The following is a 15,534-nucleotide window of genomic DNA, read 5'->3' on the forward strand; positions in this document are numbered from 1 at the left end:
TTCCCCTGGTAGCTGCTCGCCGTGAGGTCTACACCTCGACGACGACAGCGCCGCCCTGACCGCCGCCCGCACACATCGCGGCGACCCCGATCCCACCGCCGCGACGACCCAACTCGTGCACCAGCGTGGTCAGCATCCGCGCGCCGGTGGCCGCGATCGGGTGGCCCAGGCTGCACCCACTGCCGTAGATGTTGACCCGATCCTCGTCGAGCCCGTATTCGCGGCACGCGGCGATCGGCACCGAAGCGAACGCCTCGTTGATCTCCCACAGCGCGACGTCGGCGGGCGACAAGCCGGCCCGGTCCAGCACCTTGCCGATCACCCGCACCGCGCCCAGCCCGGTGTCTCGCGGTTCGACACCGACGGACGCCCAGGTCTTGACGGCGCCCAGCACGGTGAGCCCGGCGGACCGGGCGAACTCCTCGTCGGCCAGCGTCAGCGCAGCGGCCGCGTCGTTGGTGCCGCTGCTGTTGCCCGCGGTGATCGAGAAGCCCTCGATTTCGGGGTGCAGCACTTTCAGCGACGCCAGCTTCTCCGGGCTGGTGTCGCGACGCGGGTGCTCGTCGACGCTGAACTCCACCAACGATCCGTCAGGCGTTTGGATTTTCAGCGGGACGATCTCGTCGGCGAACTTGCCGTCATCGATCGCGTTTATCGCGCGCTGATGCGACCGCAGCGCCCACGCATCCATTTCCTCGCGGGTGATGCCGACCGCTTGGGCGGTGTTCCAGCCCACGGTGATGGACATGTCGCGGGTCGGCGCATCCGGGGTCTCCACGTGGGTGGGCGGCATCCAGCGTTCTTCGAACTCCAGTGTCGGCCCGGGGATGCGCCAGTTCATCAGCGGGCCCGTCGACAGTGACTGCACTCCCCCGCCCACCACGACGCGCTCGACACCGGAGCCGATCTGGGCGGCGGCGTTGGCAACCGCGGTGAGGCTGCCGGCGCAGTGCCGGTTGACGGCCTGCCCGGGCACCGACACCATGTCCGACGCGGCCGCAGCGTAACGCGCCAAATCGCCGCCGCCGTAATGGGATTCGGCGAAGATCACGTCGTCGATAGCCGCGGGCTCCAGGCCGGATCGGCGGACGACCTCCTGCAACACGGTAGTGGCCAGCACCTCGGCCGGGGTGTTGACCAGTGAACCTTTGAACGACGTTCCGATTGCGGTCCGGACGGCACTGACGATGACGGGCTTTGGCATGCGGGCAATCGTAACAATTACCGTAGCGACGACGATAACCAGGACAGCGCTTCACAAAGCATGTACCATTTGGTACATGATTACCGACAGCAGCGTCGAAATCGACGCACCGGCCGCACTTGTCTGGGACGTGTTCAGCGACGTCGAGCGATGGCCGGAATGGACCGCCTCGGTCACCCGCCTGGTCGCCATCGACGGACTGGGTCTGGCCGTCGGCAAGCGGTTCGAGATCAAGCAGCCACGCATGCCCAAGCTCGTGTGGGAGGTCACCGAAGTGCTCCCAGGTTCCACATGGACCTGGGTACAGCGATCCACTGGTGGCACGGCTATCGCCCGCCACGACGTCGTCGCCACCACCGACGCGCGCACCCTGGTGCGGCAGCGGATCGATCAACGCGGCCCGATCGGCGCGTTGGTGGGTCGAATTATGCGTGGGATGACCCGCCGCTACCTCGAACTGGAGGCGCAAGGTCTTAAGACGCGCAGCGAGCAGCGTCGGCAAATTGATGGCCCGGCCTCCTGACGCGGAGCGGCGCCGCGAACTCCTCGACGCCCTCACCCGGGAGTTCGCGTCGGGCGGGATCGGCGACCGTTCGCTGCGCGACATCGCTGAAGCGGTAGGTACTAGCCATCGAATGCTGCTGCACCACTTCGGCTCTCGCGACGAGCTGTTGTTGGCCATAGTCGAAGAGGTCGAACGCCGGCAGATGGCGATCCTCCATGACCTGCCGGCCGATCCAGCCGACGGAGTGGCCGCGATGTGGGCCGACGTTCGACGCCCCGAGCTTCGCCCGTTCGAGCGACTCTTCTTCGAGTGCTACGCGCGGGGAGCGCAGGGTGAGAGTCCGTACACGCGGATGATTCCGGGGGTCATCGACAGCTGGTTGCACGAAGTCGACGTAATGGCCGACGGCACAACCGATCCTGCCCTGTCGCGCTTGGGCCTGGCCGTGATCCGGGGCCTATTGCTTGACCTCATTGCCACCGACGACGACGACGGCGTGAATGCGGCGGCCCAGGCCTTCGTCGACCTCATCCGGCAGCGTTCGCAATGAATCCGCGCATACGGATTGACGGTGCTTGCCGATACGACGGATCCATTCAAGCGACTGCGAACAGATCAGGACTAGCCTCGGTCCATGTTAAAGACGTACGCAGCCGGCCAGGCGACCGCCGCAATCGACATATTCTCGAGCTTGATCGAGCTGCGCGAGAGTAACGCCATCGAAGAGCGGCCGCGTGGGGTCGCCGATGACTGGGGCCGATGGACGGTAGCCGCGTTCCAAATAACGTAACTGGCAGCCGATTTCCATCAAAAGGAGTCTGGGAGGAGTGACCACATGCGTCTCGCGGCAGCTACTGTCGGCTTCGGCGTCTACACAACCGTCATGCTGCTGGTGGAACGGCGCATGCGCGCGTCCGGCGGTCCCGGGATCATTCCATTTGAGCTGGCGGGTAGCGCGGCTCGAGCTGAGGACATCATGGCCCGCTGGGGCAGCGACGGGCAGCGGGCCGCGCGGTTATCTCTGTGGCTCGACTTCGGTTACATGGCAACCTACGGCACACTCACGGGGCTCCTTGTCGACCGCGTACGTCGACGTCATGGCGATCCGGCTGCCCTGCCCGCCGCAGTGTTCGTTGCCGTCGCCGCGGACGCGGCCGAGGGTGTCTCGCTGTTGAAGGTACTCGACCACAGACACATTCGCGTCCATGCCCGGCTAGCGCAGATCGCTGCGCTCATCAAGTTCGCGATACTTGGCAGCGCCGTTGGATATGTTGCCGCAAACGGATTCGGTCCCAACGTCCGGAGCGGATAATCGTAGGTTCGGCCGACCGCCGTGCACTGAAAAGAAAGGATCCGAGCGTGACCGTGCCGTTCGGTTGGGAGTTTCCCTACGCGTGGCCGCGGACGCCGGTCCTGGCCGGCAACGTGGTGTGCACGTCGCAACCGCTGGCTGCGCAGGCAGGCCTTCGGATGCTCGCCGACGGGGGCAGCGCGGCCGACGCGGCGGTGGCCACCGCGATCGCTTTGACCGTGCTGGAGCCGGTGTCCGACGGCATCGGTTCGGACGCATTCGCCGTCGTCTGGGACGGCCGCCGGCTGCACGGACTGAACGCGTCCGGGCGCTCCCCCGCGGCGTGGACGCCGGAGTACTTCGGCGGCAAAGGCGTTCCCGCCCTTGGATGGAATTCGGTCACAGTGCCAGGTGCAGTGTCGGGATGGGTCGAACTCCACGCCAAGTTCGGAAAGCTACCGTTCGAGCGGCTCTTCGAACCGGCAATCGCCTACGCGCGCAACGGGTTTCTCGTGTCGCCGACCGTGGCGGCGCAGTGGGCTGCGCAGGTGCCGATCTTCGAATCGCAGCCCGGCTTCGCGGAGGTGTTCATGCCCGGCGGCCGGGCGCCGCAGGCCGGTGAGCGGGTCACGTTTCCAGACCACGCGGCCACGCTGGAGAAGATCGCCGCCACCAACGGCGAGACGTTCTATCGGGGCGAGCTGGCAGCCGCGCTCGAGGAGCACTCGACGGTCAATGGCGGTGCCATGCGGGCCAGCGACCTGGCCGCTCATCGCGCAGACTGGGTCGGCACAATCAGCGCCGGCTACCGCGGCTACACGGTCCACGAGATCCCGCCCAACGGGCAGGGCATCGTCGCGTTGATCGCGCTGGGCATCCTCGAGCAGTTCGAGTTGGCGTCGTATCCGCCGGATTCGGCCGACAGCGTGCATCTGCAGATCGAGGCGATCAAGCTTGCCTTCGCCGACGCGCAGGCCTATGTGGCCGACCTCGACCACATGGCGGTGGACCCCGAACGCCTGCTGGACAAGGACTATCTGGCGGACCGGGCGGCGTTGATCGACCCGAAGCAAGCCAAGCCGGCGTCGGCCGGAACTCCGCGCGGCGGCACGGTGTATCTCACCGCCGCCGACTCGTCCGGGGTCATGGTGTCGATGATTCAGTCCAACTACATGGGCTTCGGGTCCGGGGTGGTGGTGCCGGGTGCCGGTATCGCTCTGCAGAACCGCGGTGCGGATTTCGTTGCCACGCAGGGTCATCCGAACCAGGTCGGGCCCAACAAGCGGCCGTATCACACGATCATTCCCGGCTTCATGACGAGGGACGGCGCTCCGGTGATGAGTTTCGGGGTGATGGGCGGCACCATGCAGCCGCAAGGTCATGTGCAGGTGGTGGCGCGCATCGTCGACTACGGCCAGAACCCCCAGGCGGCCTGCGACGGCCCGCGGTTCCGTTGGGTGTATGGCAACCAGATCGCCTGCGAAGGCGGCTTCCCGCAGGCAACGCTGGACCAGTTGCGTTCCCGCGGCCACGAACTGGTCGTGGTCGACGACTACAACCAGTTCGGCAGCTGCCAAGCGATCTGGCGACTCGACGACGGCTACCTGGCCGTCAGCGACCCCCGCCGCGACGGTCAGGCCGTGGGGTTCTAGACCCGGACCGTGCCCTCCGCGGCGGCCAGGGCGATGTCGCTGCGAAAATGGCCACCGGGCAAGCGGATTGAACCCAACGTGCGATAGGCGGCCTCACGCGCGGCGGCGAGATCCGCGCCGGTCCCCACCACGGACAGCACTCGACCACCCGACGACACGATCGCGCCGTCGTCGCGCCGGGCCGTCCCGGCATGCAGCACTCCCTCGGCGTCGGCGCCGACGACGACATCCCCCAGCCGGGGCCGGCTCGGGTAGTTTTCCGCGGCCAGCACGACGGTGACCGCGGCGGCGTCGCGCCATTGCAGTTCCCCGAAGTCGGCCAGCCCGCCGGTGGCCGCCGCGTGCAGCAGCTGACCCAGCGGCGATTCCAGCAGCGCCAGCACCGACTGCGTCTCCGGATCGCCGAAGCGGCAATTGAATTCGATGACCGCGGGTCCGTTGGAGGTGATGGCCAGCCCGGCGTACAGCAGCCCGGAAAACGGACAGCTGCGTCGAACCAGTTCTGCCGCAACGGGTTCCACAACCCCGGAGACGATGTTGCTATACACCTCGTCGGGCAGCCACGGCAGCGGGGCGTAGGCGCCCATACCGCCGGTGTTGGGTCCGGTGTCGCCGTCGCCGACACGCTTGAAGTCCTGGGCCGCCAGCAGCGGAACCACGGTTTTGCCGTCGACGACACAGAACAGCGACACCTCGGGGCCGTCGAGGTAGGACTCCAGCAGCACCGGATGCCCGGCCTCGAGCAGCCCGGCGGCATGTGAGCGAGCGACGGCCCGGTCCTGCGTGACCACTACGCCCTTGCCGGCGGCCAAGCGGTCGTCTTTGACCACCCAGGCGGCTTGCCCGCTGAACCGGTCCAGCGCGGCATCCAAATGTGCTGGGTTGTCGACGATTTCGCTGGACGCGGTGCGCACACCGGCCGCGGTCATGACGTCCTTGGCGAAGGCCTTGGAGCCTTCGATACGGGCGGCGTCCTTGCTGGGCCCGAAGCAGGCGATGCCGGCGTCGCGCACCGCGTCGGCCACCCCGAGCACCAACGGGACCTCGGGGCCGATGACGACCAGATCAGCGTCGACGCGGCGGGCCAGCGCCACCACCTCGTCACCTGACGTGATGTCCACCTGGTACTGGTCGGCCACCGCCGCGGTGCCGGCGTTGCCCGGCGCGATGGCCAGCGCCTCGACCTGCGGGTCCTTGCCGAGCGCTACCAGCAGCGCATGTTCACGGGCACCGGAACCGATCACCAGGACGCGCACGAGACGTCAGCCTATCGCTGGTCACGGCCATACACTTGACAGCTATGTGTATGGTCTAGACACTGGGGTGTGCGTCAGATCACTCAGGGAGGCGGCCACACATGACGACAACCGAGCGTGCCTGTCCGTTCGGGGCGGGCTTCGACTTCACCGACCCCGACCTGCTCAAACGGGGGATGCCCGTCGCGGAGTTCGCCCAGCTGCGCAAGACCGCGCCGGTCTGGTGGAACGAGCAGGCGCCGGGCTCCAACATCTTCGACGACGGCGGCTACTGGGTGATCAGCCGCCACCGCGACATCAAAGAGATCTCCCGGGACAACGAGGTCTGGTCCACCAACGCGAAGGGCGCCGTGATGCGGCTGCCCGACGGGGTGACTGCCGAGCAGCTGGAACTGACCAAGGCGCTGTTGATCAACCACGATCCGCCCGAGCACACGCGGTTGCGCAAACTGGTGTCGCGGCTGTTCACACCGCGATCGGTGGCCTCCCTCGAGGAGAAGCTGGCGTCGGCCGCCCGCGACATCGTGCGGGCCGCGGCCGAGAAGGACTCCGGCAACTTCGTCGACGACATCGCGATGCGGCTGCCCCTGCTGGCGATCGCCGACCTGATCGGGGTACCCGAGGCCGACCGCGAGCGGCTGTTCGCCTGGACCAACGCCATCATGAACACCGACGACCCGGACTTCGACAGCGACCCGACGACGGCCAATGCCGAATTGATGGGCTACGCCTACACCATGGCCGAGGAACGCCGTCGCTGTCCGGCCGATGACATCGTCACCAAGCTGGTGCAGGCCGACATCGACGGAGAATCGCTGGGGGAAACCGAGTTTGCGTTCTTCGTGATCCTGCTGGCCGTCGCAGGCAACGAGACGACCCGCAACGCCATGACGCATGGCATCAACGCGTTTTCCGATTATCCCGACCAGTGGGAGCTCTACAAGCGGGAGCGGCCGGAGACCGCCGTCGACGAAATCGTCCGCTGGGCAACACCGGTGCACTGTTTCCAGCGGACCGCGCGCAAAGACGTCGAGATCGGCGGTGTCACGATCCGGGAAGGCCAGCGGGCCGGCCTTTTCTACAGCTCGGCCAACTTCGACGAAGAAGTCTTCGACCGCCCGTTCGAGTTCAACATTCTGCGCGACCCGAATCCGCACCTCGGCTTCGGCGGAAACGGCGCGCACTACTGCATCGGCGCTAACCTGGCCCGCATGGAAATCAAGCTGATCTTCAACGAGATCGCCGACCAGCTGCCGAACATCACCAAACTCGCTGAGCCGGAACGGCTCCGGTCTGGCTGGATCAACGGCATCAAAGACCTGCAAGTTTCCTATCACGGGTAGTGCGCACCCACGGCTGGGCCGGCGCAACCCCGGCGTCCGACGAGGAGGCCGTCGCCCGCATCCTTGCCGCGGCCGGCAAGGCCATCGACGAACGCGGCGCCGACATCAGCATCGCCGACGTCGCGCGGGCGCTCGGGGTGACCCGGCAGACGGTGTACCGGTACTTCCCCAGCACCGACGCGTTGCTGGTGGCGGCGGCGACACAGGCGGCGACCGGCTTCCTCGACCGGTTGGCTGCGCACCTGTCGGGAATCACCGATCCCGTCGACGCGGTCACCGAGGGAATCGCCACCGCACTGGAATGGCTGCCGAACGACAAACACATCGGGCTGCTGCTTGCGCCCGACCGGCACAATGCGTTCACCGCCGACGTCACCTCGGACGTGGCCCTGCAATTCGCCAACGCGATGCTGCGGCGATTCGACGTCGATTGGGCCGCAGCGGGTTTAGCCGACGCCGATGTCGGCGAGCTGGCTGAGCACTTGCTGCGCATCATCCAGTCGTTCGTCATCGACCCCGGCCGGCCGCCGCGGCAAGGTGCGGAGCTACGCCGCTACCTGCGCCGCTGGGTCGCGTCGGCCGTGGCTGGCTAGCTACTCGCCCTTGTGCATCTTCACCGCGGCGTCCACGTTGGCCTTCTTGTCCTCGCCGGCGCCTTTCTTGCGCTTTGCCACGACGGCGTCGACGGCGCCGTTGAGCGCCGATCCCAGCGGGAACCCCAAATAGTGGGTGAGGAAGACGGCCATCTCCTTCAGCTCGGTCTCGGTGAGTTCGCCGTTGAGAAGCGCGGCGTTGATTTGGATCTCGGCCAAGTCGCGATTTCCGATCGCGGTCACCGCGGTCAGCGTCATGATCCGCTTGTCGCGCATCGACAGCCCTGGCCGAGTCCAGATGCTGCCGAACAGGTGATCGACGGTCAGGTCGAAGTACGCGTCGCCCTCGACGTTGGGCATCTCCCAGCCGTAGACCTCGTTCATCTTCTCAAGGCCTTTGCGGCGCAACTCGTCCATGGCGTCTCCTATCCGTTCGAGTGCGGCAGGCCGAGGCCGGCGGCAAGGTTCTGCCGGGCCACCTCGGCCAGCGGCAACTCCACCGATACCGCCTTGCCCAATGCCAGCGCCAGGCTCAGATCCTTTTCGCCCAGCCCGCGGGTGTGCAGGAAGGGCTGGTACAGGAAGTGGTCTGGATCAAGGGGTTTCATGTCGTCGCGCACCATGATCGCACCCGGGCCGCCGGTGAGGGCGTCGGTGTGGCGCACCACCCTGCCCAACGCCTGCAAATCCAGCCCGGCCGCCTCGGCCAGCTTCATCGCTTCACATGCCGCGGCGTACGACGTGAACGTCAACATGTTGCGGGCCAGCTTCATTCGCGTTCCGGCGCCGGGCTCGCCGGCGTGGATGACCAGCGACGCCCACTGCTTGAAGGCCGGCTTGATCTTTTCGTAGACGTCGCGCTCGGCGCCCACCATGGTGGCCAGTTCGCCCTTCTCGGCGGCACCTGCCCCGCCGCTGACCGGCGCGTCGACGATATGGATGCCTTGCGGTTTCAGTTCATTGGCGAGTTCGACAGCGGTGGTGTCACTGATCGTGGAGTGAATCGCGATGACGGTGCCCGGCTTAGCGTTGCCAGTCAGTTCGGCGACTACCTCGCGCACCTGTGCGTCGTCGAGGACGGTGACGCTGATGATGTCGGCGGCCGCGACGTCGGCCACACTGTCGGCCAGGGTGGCACCGGCTTCGGCCAGCGGCGTCATCGCCTCGGTGCGCACGTCGTAAACCGTGACCCCGCCCGGCCAGTCGACCAACCGCTTGGCCATCGGCGCACCCATGTTGCCCAGCCCGATGTAGCCGAGCTTCATCTGTTCACTCATGAGCGGAAAATCTGTCCGCCGTCGACATTGAAGATCTGCCCGGTAATCCACGACGCCTCATCCGACAGCAGGAACAGGCACATGCCGACCAGGTCCTCGGGAGTTCCCATCCGCGACAACGGGAGACCCTTGACGATGTCGTCGACGATCTCCTTGGGAGTGGTGGTCCGGTTGGCTTCTGTGTCGATAGGCCCCGGCGCGATCGCGTTGATCCGGATGTTCTGGCCACCCAGCTCACGCGAAAGCTGTTGAGTCAGACCGTTGATGCCGACCTTGGCCAGACCGTAGAAGTTCGAGTACAGCCACGCGGCAGTGGACGACTGGTTGACAATCGCGCCGCCGCCACGCTTGGCCATCTTCTTGTACACCGCGCGGGTGCACCACAGCGCGCCGTCGAGGTTGACGCTCATGAATTTCTTGTAGTACTCGGGGTCGACGGTGAGCAGGAAATCCAGTTTCATGCCGCCGAATATCGCGGCGTTGTTCACCAGGTAGTCGATGCCGCCGAACTCGGACAACGTGCGGTCGGCCATCGCCTTGGCCGACGCCGGGTCGGAGACGTCGACCGGGACGGCCAGCGCGGTACCGCCGTCGGCGGTGATCTGCTTGGCCACCCCCTCGGCCGCCTCGGCGTTGATGTCGGCCACCACGACGGCTGCCCCTTCCCGGGCCAGCGCCTCGGCATACGCCTGGCCGATGCCGCCGCCGGACCCGGTGACGATGGCCACCTTGTTTTCGAATCTCATGTCTTCCTTTCCGCCGAATGTGGGGTTGTGTCACGCTTTTTCCGTTAGAGCGTGCTTCAAGTGCACACTCGGCGCGTTAAACCGCCGTGGCAATCGTTTTGGCCTCCAGGTACTCCTCGAAGCCGAGCAACCCCATCTCGCGGCCGTTGCCGGACTGCTTGTAACCGCCGAACGGCGCGTCGGCGGAATACCAGACGCCGCCGTTGACGTTCACCGTGCCCACCCGCAACCGGGACGCCACCTCAGCGGCGCGGTCAGGGTCGCCAAAGACAGTGCCCGACAACCCATACGGCGAATCGTTGGCGATGCGCACCGCATCGTCGTCGCCGTCGTGGGCGATCACGGTGAGCACCGGGCCGAAGATCTCCTCGCGGGCGACGCGGGCGTCGTTGCCCAGCCCGGCGACCACCGTCGGTTCGATGAAGAACCCCACCGCACGATCTGCCGGCCGGCCGCCGCCACATGCAAACGAACCACCTTCTGCCACAGCCAGATCCAAGTATCCCTGGACGCGGTCGCGCTGCCGCTCCGAGATCAGCGGACCGCAGACCGTGCCCGGATCAGTCGGGTCGCCGGGCTTGATCGACGACATCGTGGCCGCCGCGATGTCGACCGCCTCGTCGTAGCGCGAGCGCGGCACCACCAGCCGGGTGGTGATCGCGCAGCCCTGCCCGGCGTGCATACACGCCGAGAATGCCGACACCGAGACCGCGCCGTTCAGCTCGGCGTCGTCGAGCACCAGGAACGCCGACTTGCCACCTAGCTCCAGGAAGACCTTCTTGATCGTGGCGGCGGCGTCGGCCATCACGCTGCGGCCGGTGGCCGTCGACCCGGTGAACGTAATCATGTCCACCCGAGGGTCTTTGGCCAACAGCGCGCCGACGCTGTGGTCGCTGGAGGTGACGATGTTGACCACGCCGGGAGGGAAGTCGGTGTGCTCGACGATGAGCTCGCCGAGCACCGCCGCACACCACGGCGTGTCCGGTGCGGGTTTCAGCACGACGGTGTTGCCGGCGGCCAGTGCCGGGCCGAGCTTGGCCAGGTTGATCTGGTGCGGGAAGTTCCACGGGGTGATGGCGCCGACGACGCCGACGGCTTCGCGGGCGATGGTGCGGCGGGTGGGGATGCCCAGCGGGGCGGCCTCACCGAGATCCTGGTTCCACGAATAGGTTTCGGCGGTGTCGGCGCTGAACGCCAGGTCGTCGATCGGTCCCTCGAGCTGCGCGCTCGCGGTGAGCATCCGCGGCGCCCCGACTTCCGACATGGTGATCTCGCGCAGCTCCTCGACATGGGAACGCATCGCGTCGCGCAGCTGGCGCACGCAGCGCACCCGCAGCTCGGTGTTGCGCGACCAGTCGGTGTCGTCGAAGGCCCGCCGCGCCGCCTCGATGGCGCGGCCCATGTCGTCGGCGCTGCCCTCGGCGGCCGTGCCCAGCACCTCTTCGGTGGCCGGGTTGATCGTCGGGAAGGTGCCCGCACTGCCGGGCGACAGCTTTCCGTCGATGAGCAGAGCACTCGCTCCGTCGGCCAGTAACGCCATCTTCTGCTCCCGCCTCATTGCGATGGACACTTGTCCGGAATAGTCCAGTCGAACCATAGCCGCCTGGCTGCCGACGGAGCAAGTGCCTGCTGTTTGTACTGGAGACTTGCCTACCCGCGGCGCCATCCGATAACTTGGACATGTGTCCAGCGATGCAGTGGCGGCGATCACGTCGGATGCCGATCGCCACGCCGGGGAAGCGCCGCGCAACCGCAGGCAGGAAGAGACTTTCCGCAAGGTGCTGGCCGCCGGCATCGAGGTCCTGCGGGAGAAGTCGTACGCCGATTTGACCGTGCGCGCGGTGGCCGCCCGCGCCAAGGTGGCCCCGGCGACGGCCTATACCTACTTCTCGTCGAAGAACCACCTGATCGCCGAGGTCTATCTCGACCTGGTCCGGCAGGTGCCGTTTTTCACCGACGTCAACGATCCGATGCCGGTGCGGGTGGACAAGGCGCTACGGCATCTGGCACTGGTGGTCGCCGACGAACCCGAGGTCGCCGCGGCCTGCACGACGGCACTGCTCGGCGGCGGCGCCGACGCGGCGGTCCGCACCGTGCGCGACCGGATCGGCGCAGAGATCCATCGCCGCGTCACGTCGGCGATCGGGCCGGATGCCGATTCGCGCACGGTGGCCGCACTGGAGATGACGTTCTTCGGCGCGCTGGTGCAGGCCGGCAGCGGCGCGTTCAGCTATCACCAGATCGCCGACCGGCTGGGCTATGTCGTGGGGCTAATACTGGGAGAAGGCAAATGACTGTAGGTACGCCCGAATTACTGCTCGACCCTTACGATTACGACTTCCACGAGGATCCCTACCCGTACTATCGGCGGCTGCGCGACGAGGCCCCGCTGTACCGCAACCACGAGCTGAAGTTCTGGGCGTTGTCGCGCCATCAGGATGTGCTGCAGGGCTTCCGCAACAGCACCGCGCTGTCCAATGAGTATGGGGTGTCGCTGGATCCGGTGTCGCGCACTCCCGACGCGCACAAGGTGATGTCGTTCCTCGCGATGGACGACCCCGGGCACCTGCGGCTGCGCACGCTGGTCTCCAAAGGCTTCACGCCGCGCCGAATCCGCGAACTCGAGCCGCGGGTGGTGGAGCTGGCCCGCATGCACCTCGACACCGCGCTGCAATCCGAAAGCTTCGATTTCATCGCCGAATTCGCCGGCAAGCTGCCGATGGACGTCATCTCCGAGCTGATGGGCGTGCCCGAACCCGACCGGGCACACATCCGCGAACTGGCCGACGGCGTCATGCATCGCGAAGACGGTCTGGCGGATGTTCCGCCGTCGGCGATCCAGGCGTCGGCCGATCTGATGGTGTACTACGCGAACATGGTCGCCCAGCGTCGCAAGAAGCCCAGCGACGACTTGACGTCGGCGCTGCTGGAGGCCGAACTCGACGGTGACCGCCTCACCGACGAGGAAATCATGGCGTTCCTGTTCCTGATGGTGGTCGCCGGCAACGAGACCACCACCAAACTGCTTGCCAACGCGGCATATTGGGGCTTCAAGAATCCCGACCAGCTGGCGACGGTGTACGCCGATCACTCGAGGATTCCGCTGTGGGTGGAGGAGACTCTGCGCTACGACACGTCCAGCCAGATCCTCGCCCGGTCCGTCGCGCAAGAACTGACGCTGTATGACACCACGCTCCCCGAAGGCGATGTGCTGCTGCTGCTTCCGGGCTCGGCCAACCGCGACGACCGGGTGTTCGACAACCCTGACGAGTACCGCATCGGCCGCGACATCGGCTCGAAGCTGGTCAGTTTCGGCAGCGGCGCGCACTTCTGCCTGGGCGCGCACCTGGCCCGGATGGAGGCGCGGGTGGCGCTCACAGAGTTGTTCCAGCGGATCCGCGGTTACGAAGTCGACGAGGACAACGCCGTCCGCGTCCACTCCAGCAACGTCCGCGGATTCGCCCACCTGCCGATCACCGTGGAGACCGTGTAAATGCCTCGCTTCGAACCACATCCGGCCCGCCGTCCCGCGATCGTCGCCGGCGCGTCGTCGGGCATCGGCGCCGCGACGGCCGTCGAACTCGCCGGTCGCGGCTTCCCGGTCGCCCTGGGCGCCCGCCGCGTCGAGAAATGCCAAGAGCTGGTCGACCAGATCAAAGCCGACGGCGGCGAAGCGGTCGCGCTGCACCTCGACGTCACCGAACCCGAGTCGGTGAAATCGTTTGTGCACCAAGCGACCGAACAACTCGGCGACATCGAACTGCTGATCACCGGCGCCGGCGACACGTTCTTCGGCCGCCTGCACGAAATCAGCACCGACGTCTTCGAATCCCAGGTGCAGATCCACCTGATCGGCGCCAACCGGTTGGCCACCGCGGTGCTGCCCGGCATGCTCGAACGCCAACGCGGTGACCTGATCTTCGTCGGATCCGACGTCGCGCTGCGCCAGCGCCCGCACATGGGTGCCTACGGCGCGGCCAAGGCGGCCCTGACCGCGATGGTCACCAACCTGCAGATGGAACTGGAGGGGACCGGCGTTCGCGCCTCGATCGTTCACCCGGGCCCGACCAAGACCGGTATGGGCTGGAGCCTGCCGCCGGAGTCCATCGGCCCGATGCTCGAAGACTGGGCCAAATGGGGCCAGGCCCGCCACGACTACTTCCTGCGTGCGTCCGACCTCGCCCGGGCGATCGCGTTCGTCGCCGAAACCCCGCGCGGCGGGTTCATCACGTCGATGGAGATCCAGCCCGAGGCGCCGCTGTCCAACGCGCCGGCGGAACGCAAGCAACTGAAGTATCCGGAGGAATCGTGACAAGCCAAGAGCTCAAAGAAGTTCCGCGGGTATCCGGCGGCGAGGAAGAACACGGCCACCTCGAAGAATTCCGCACCGACCCGATCGGGCTGATGAAACGGGTCCGCGACGAATGCGGCGACGTCGGCTGGTTCCAGCTCGCCGGCAAACAGGTCGTGTTGCTGTCCGGGGCGGAGGCCAACGAGTTCTTCTTCCGCTCCAGCGACGACGACCTCGACCAGGCCGAAGCCTACCCGTTCATGACGCCGATCTTCGGCAAGGGCGTGGTGTTCGACGCCAGCCCGGAGCGGCGCAAGGAGATGCTGCACAACTCCGCGCTGCGCGGCGAGCACATGAAAAGCCACGCCGTCACGATCGAGCGCGAAGTGCGCCGGATGATCGAGAACTGGGGCGAGGAAGGCGAAATCGACCTGCTCGACTTCTTCGCCAAGTTGACGATCTACACCTCGACCGCGTGCCTGATCGGTCCGAAGTTCCGCGAGCAGCTCGACCATCGGTTCGCCCAGCTCTACCACGAGCTCGAGCGCGGCACCGACCCGTTGTGTTACGTCGATCCGTACCTGCCGATCGAGAGCTTCCGTCGCCGCGACGAGGCCCGAATAGGCTTGGTGGCGCTGGTCCAGGAGATCATGAACCAGCGCATCGCCAACCCGCCGGCCGACAAGAGCGACCGGGACATGCTCGACGTTCTGGTGTCGATCAAGGACGACGACGGCAATCCCCGTTTCTCGGCCGACGAGGTCACCGGCATGTTCATTTCGCTGATGTTCGCCGGCCACCACACCAGTTCGGGCACCGCGTCGTGGACGCTGATCGAGCTGATGCGCCACCCCGACGTCTACGCCGGGGTGATCGACGAGCTCACCGAGCTTTATGGCGACGGCCAGTCGGTGAGTTTCCATGCGCTGCGCCAGATTCCGCGGCTGGAGAATGTGCTGAAGGAGACGCTGCGGCTGCACCCGCCGCTGATCATTCTGATGCGCGTCGCCAAGGGCGAATTCGAAGTGTGCGGCTACCCGATTCACGAGGGCGATTTCGTCGCAGCCTCACCGGCGATCTCCAACCGCATCCCCGAGGACTTCCCCGACCCGGACGACTTCGTGCCGGAGCGCTACGAAGAGCCGCGGCAAGAAGACTTGATCAACCGGTGGACCTGGATCCCGTTCGGCGCCGGCCGGCACCGCTGCGTGGGGGCGGCGTTCGCCACCATGCAGATCAAGGCCATCTTCTCGGTGTTGTTGCGCGAGTACGAATTCGAGATGACCCAGCCGTCGGAGAGCTACCGCAACGATCATTCCAAGATGGTGGTGCAGCTGGCTCAACCGGCCAAGGTGCGCTACCGCCGCAGGAGTTGA

At 66.5% G+C, this 15,534-nt stretch carries 16 protein-coding genes; 10 read left to right on the plus strand and 6 right to left on the minus strand.

Annotated elements, in window-relative coordinates; translation table 11 throughout:
- Positions 1-28: 28 nt before the first annotated feature.
- The gene (locus tag MFM001_RS20695) at positions 29-1,204 is read right to left on the minus strand and encodes a thiolase family protein (protein ID WP_116377148.1); all 1,176 of its coding nucleotides are present in this window, start codon (positions 1,202-1,204) and stop codon (positions 29-31) included.
- 76 nt (positions 1,205-1,280) lie between these two features.
- Here MFM001_RS20695 and MFM001_RS20700 point away from each other — a divergent pair, with 76 nt between their 5' ends.
- The 4 genes from MFM001_RS20700 to ggt all read left to right on the plus strand — a co-directional run bounded on the left by MFM001_RS20700 (position 1,281) and on the right by ggt (position 4,652).
- Positions 1,281-1,727: an SRPBCC family protein gene (locus tag MFM001_RS20700; protein ID WP_116377149.1), complete on the plus strand. Its 447-nt coding sequence runs from the start codon at positions 1,281-1,283 to the stop codon at positions 1,725-1,727.
- Positions 1,711-2,259 (plus strand): TetR/AcrR family transcriptional regulator, encoded by a 549-nt coding sequence (locus MFM001_RS20705; protein WP_116377150.1) that lies wholly within the window; start codon positions 1,711-1,713, stop codon positions 2,257-2,259. The genes MFM001_RS20700 and MFM001_RS20705 overlap by 17 nt, the downstream gene beginning before the upstream one ends.
- Before the next feature lie 285 nt (positions 2,260-2,544).
- Positions 2,545-3,021, plus strand: a complete 477-nt coding sequence (locus MFM001_RS20710) for a hypothetical protein (protein WP_116377151.1) — start codon at positions 2,545-2,547, stop codon at positions 3,019-3,021.
- Between the two features lie 47 nt (positions 3,022-3,068).
- Entirely contained in the window at positions 3,069-4,652 is a 1,584-nt protein-coding gene (gene ggt / locus MFM001_RS20715) for a gamma-glutamyltransferase (protein WP_116377152.1), read from the plus strand.
- Here ggt and purD read toward each other — a convergent pair.
- Positions 4,649-5,908, minus strand: a complete 1,260-nt coding sequence (purD, locus tag MFM001_RS20720) for a phosphoribosylamine--glycine ligase (RefSeq protein ID WP_116377153.1) — start codon at positions 5,906-5,908, stop codon at positions 4,649-4,651. The genes ggt and purD overlap by 4 nt on opposite strands.
- 101 nt (positions 5,909-6,009) lie before the next feature.
- On the opposite strand from purD, the gene MFM001_RS20725 reads away from it, so the two are divergent.
- Together MFM001_RS20725 and MFM001_RS20730 are read left to right on the plus strand one after the other, a co-directional pair.
- Positions 6,010-7,251, plus strand: coding sequence for a cytochrome P450 (locus MFM001_RS20725; RefSeq protein WP_116377154.1), 1,242 nt, complete (start codon positions 6,010-6,012; stop codon positions 7,249-7,251).
- Entirely contained in the window at positions 7,251-7,844 is a 594-nt protein-coding gene (locus MFM001_RS20730) for a TetR/AcrR family transcriptional regulator (protein WP_116377155.1), read from the plus strand. Before MFM001_RS20725 ends, MFM001_RS20730 begins: the two co-directional genes overlap by 1 nt.
- Here the strand turns inward: MFM001_RS20730 and MFM001_RS20735 are convergent, their stop codons facing one another.
- The 4 genes from MFM001_RS20735 to MFM001_RS20750 all read right to left on the minus strand — a co-directional run bounded on the left by MFM001_RS20735 (position 7,845) and on the right by MFM001_RS20750 (position 11,407).
- Positions 7,845-8,261 carry a carboxymuconolactone decarboxylase family protein gene (locus MFM001_RS20735; RefSeq protein WP_116377156.1) on the minus strand — a complete coding sequence of 139 codons (417 nt, stop codon included), beginning with the start codon at positions 8,259-8,261 and terminating at the stop codon, positions 7,845-7,847.
- A gap of 8 nt (positions 8,262-8,269) precedes the next feature.
- Positions 8,270-9,121, minus strand: a complete 852-nt coding sequence (locus MFM001_RS20740) for an NAD(P)-dependent oxidoreductase (RefSeq protein ID WP_116377157.1) — start codon at positions 9,119-9,121, stop codon at positions 8,270-8,272.
- A complete protein-coding gene (locus MFM001_RS20745) occupies positions 9,118-9,867 on the minus strand; it encodes an SDR family oxidoreductase (protein WP_116377158.1) in 750 nt (249 codons plus the stop codon). The genes MFM001_RS20740 and MFM001_RS20745 overlap by 4 nt, the downstream gene beginning before the upstream one ends.
- 76 nt (positions 9,868-9,943) lie before the next feature.
- Positions 9,944-11,407, minus strand: a complete 1,464-nt coding sequence (locus tag MFM001_RS20750; RefSeq protein ID WP_116377236.1) for an aldehyde dehydrogenase — start codon at positions 11,405-11,407, stop codon at positions 9,944-9,946.
- A gap of 142 nt (positions 11,408-11,549) precedes the next feature.
- Here MFM001_RS20750 and MFM001_RS20755 point away from each other — a divergent pair, with 142 nt between their 5' ends.
- The 4 genes from MFM001_RS20755 to MFM001_RS20770 are packed head-to-tail and all read left to right on the plus strand — an operon-like array spanning position 11,550 to position 15,534.
- Entirely contained in the window at positions 11,550-12,161 is a 612-nt protein-coding gene (locus tag MFM001_RS20755) for a TetR family transcriptional regulator (RefSeq protein WP_116377159.1), read from the plus strand.
- Positions 12,158-13,360, plus strand: a complete 1,203-nt coding sequence (locus tag MFM001_RS20760; protein ID WP_116377160.1) for a cytochrome P450 — start codon at positions 12,158-12,160, stop codon at positions 13,358-13,360. Before MFM001_RS20755 ends, MFM001_RS20760 begins: the two co-directional genes overlap by 4 nt.
- Positions 13,361-14,179: an SDR family oxidoreductase gene (locus MFM001_RS20765; protein WP_116377161.1), complete on the plus strand. Its 819-nt coding sequence runs from the start codon at positions 13,361-13,363 to the stop codon at positions 14,177-14,179.
- The gene (locus tag MFM001_RS20770) at positions 14,176-15,534 is read left to right on the plus strand and encodes a cytochrome P450 (RefSeq protein ID WP_116377162.1); all 1,359 of its coding nucleotides are present in this window, start codon (positions 14,176-14,178) and stop codon (positions 15,532-15,534) included. The genes MFM001_RS20765 and MFM001_RS20770 overlap by 4 nt, the downstream gene beginning before the upstream one ends.

It is taken from the genome of Mycobacterium sp. MFM001, from assembly GCF_003402475.1.
Taxonomy (GTDB): Bacteria; Actinomycetota; Actinomycetes; order Mycobacteriales; family Mycobacteriaceae; genus Mycobacterium.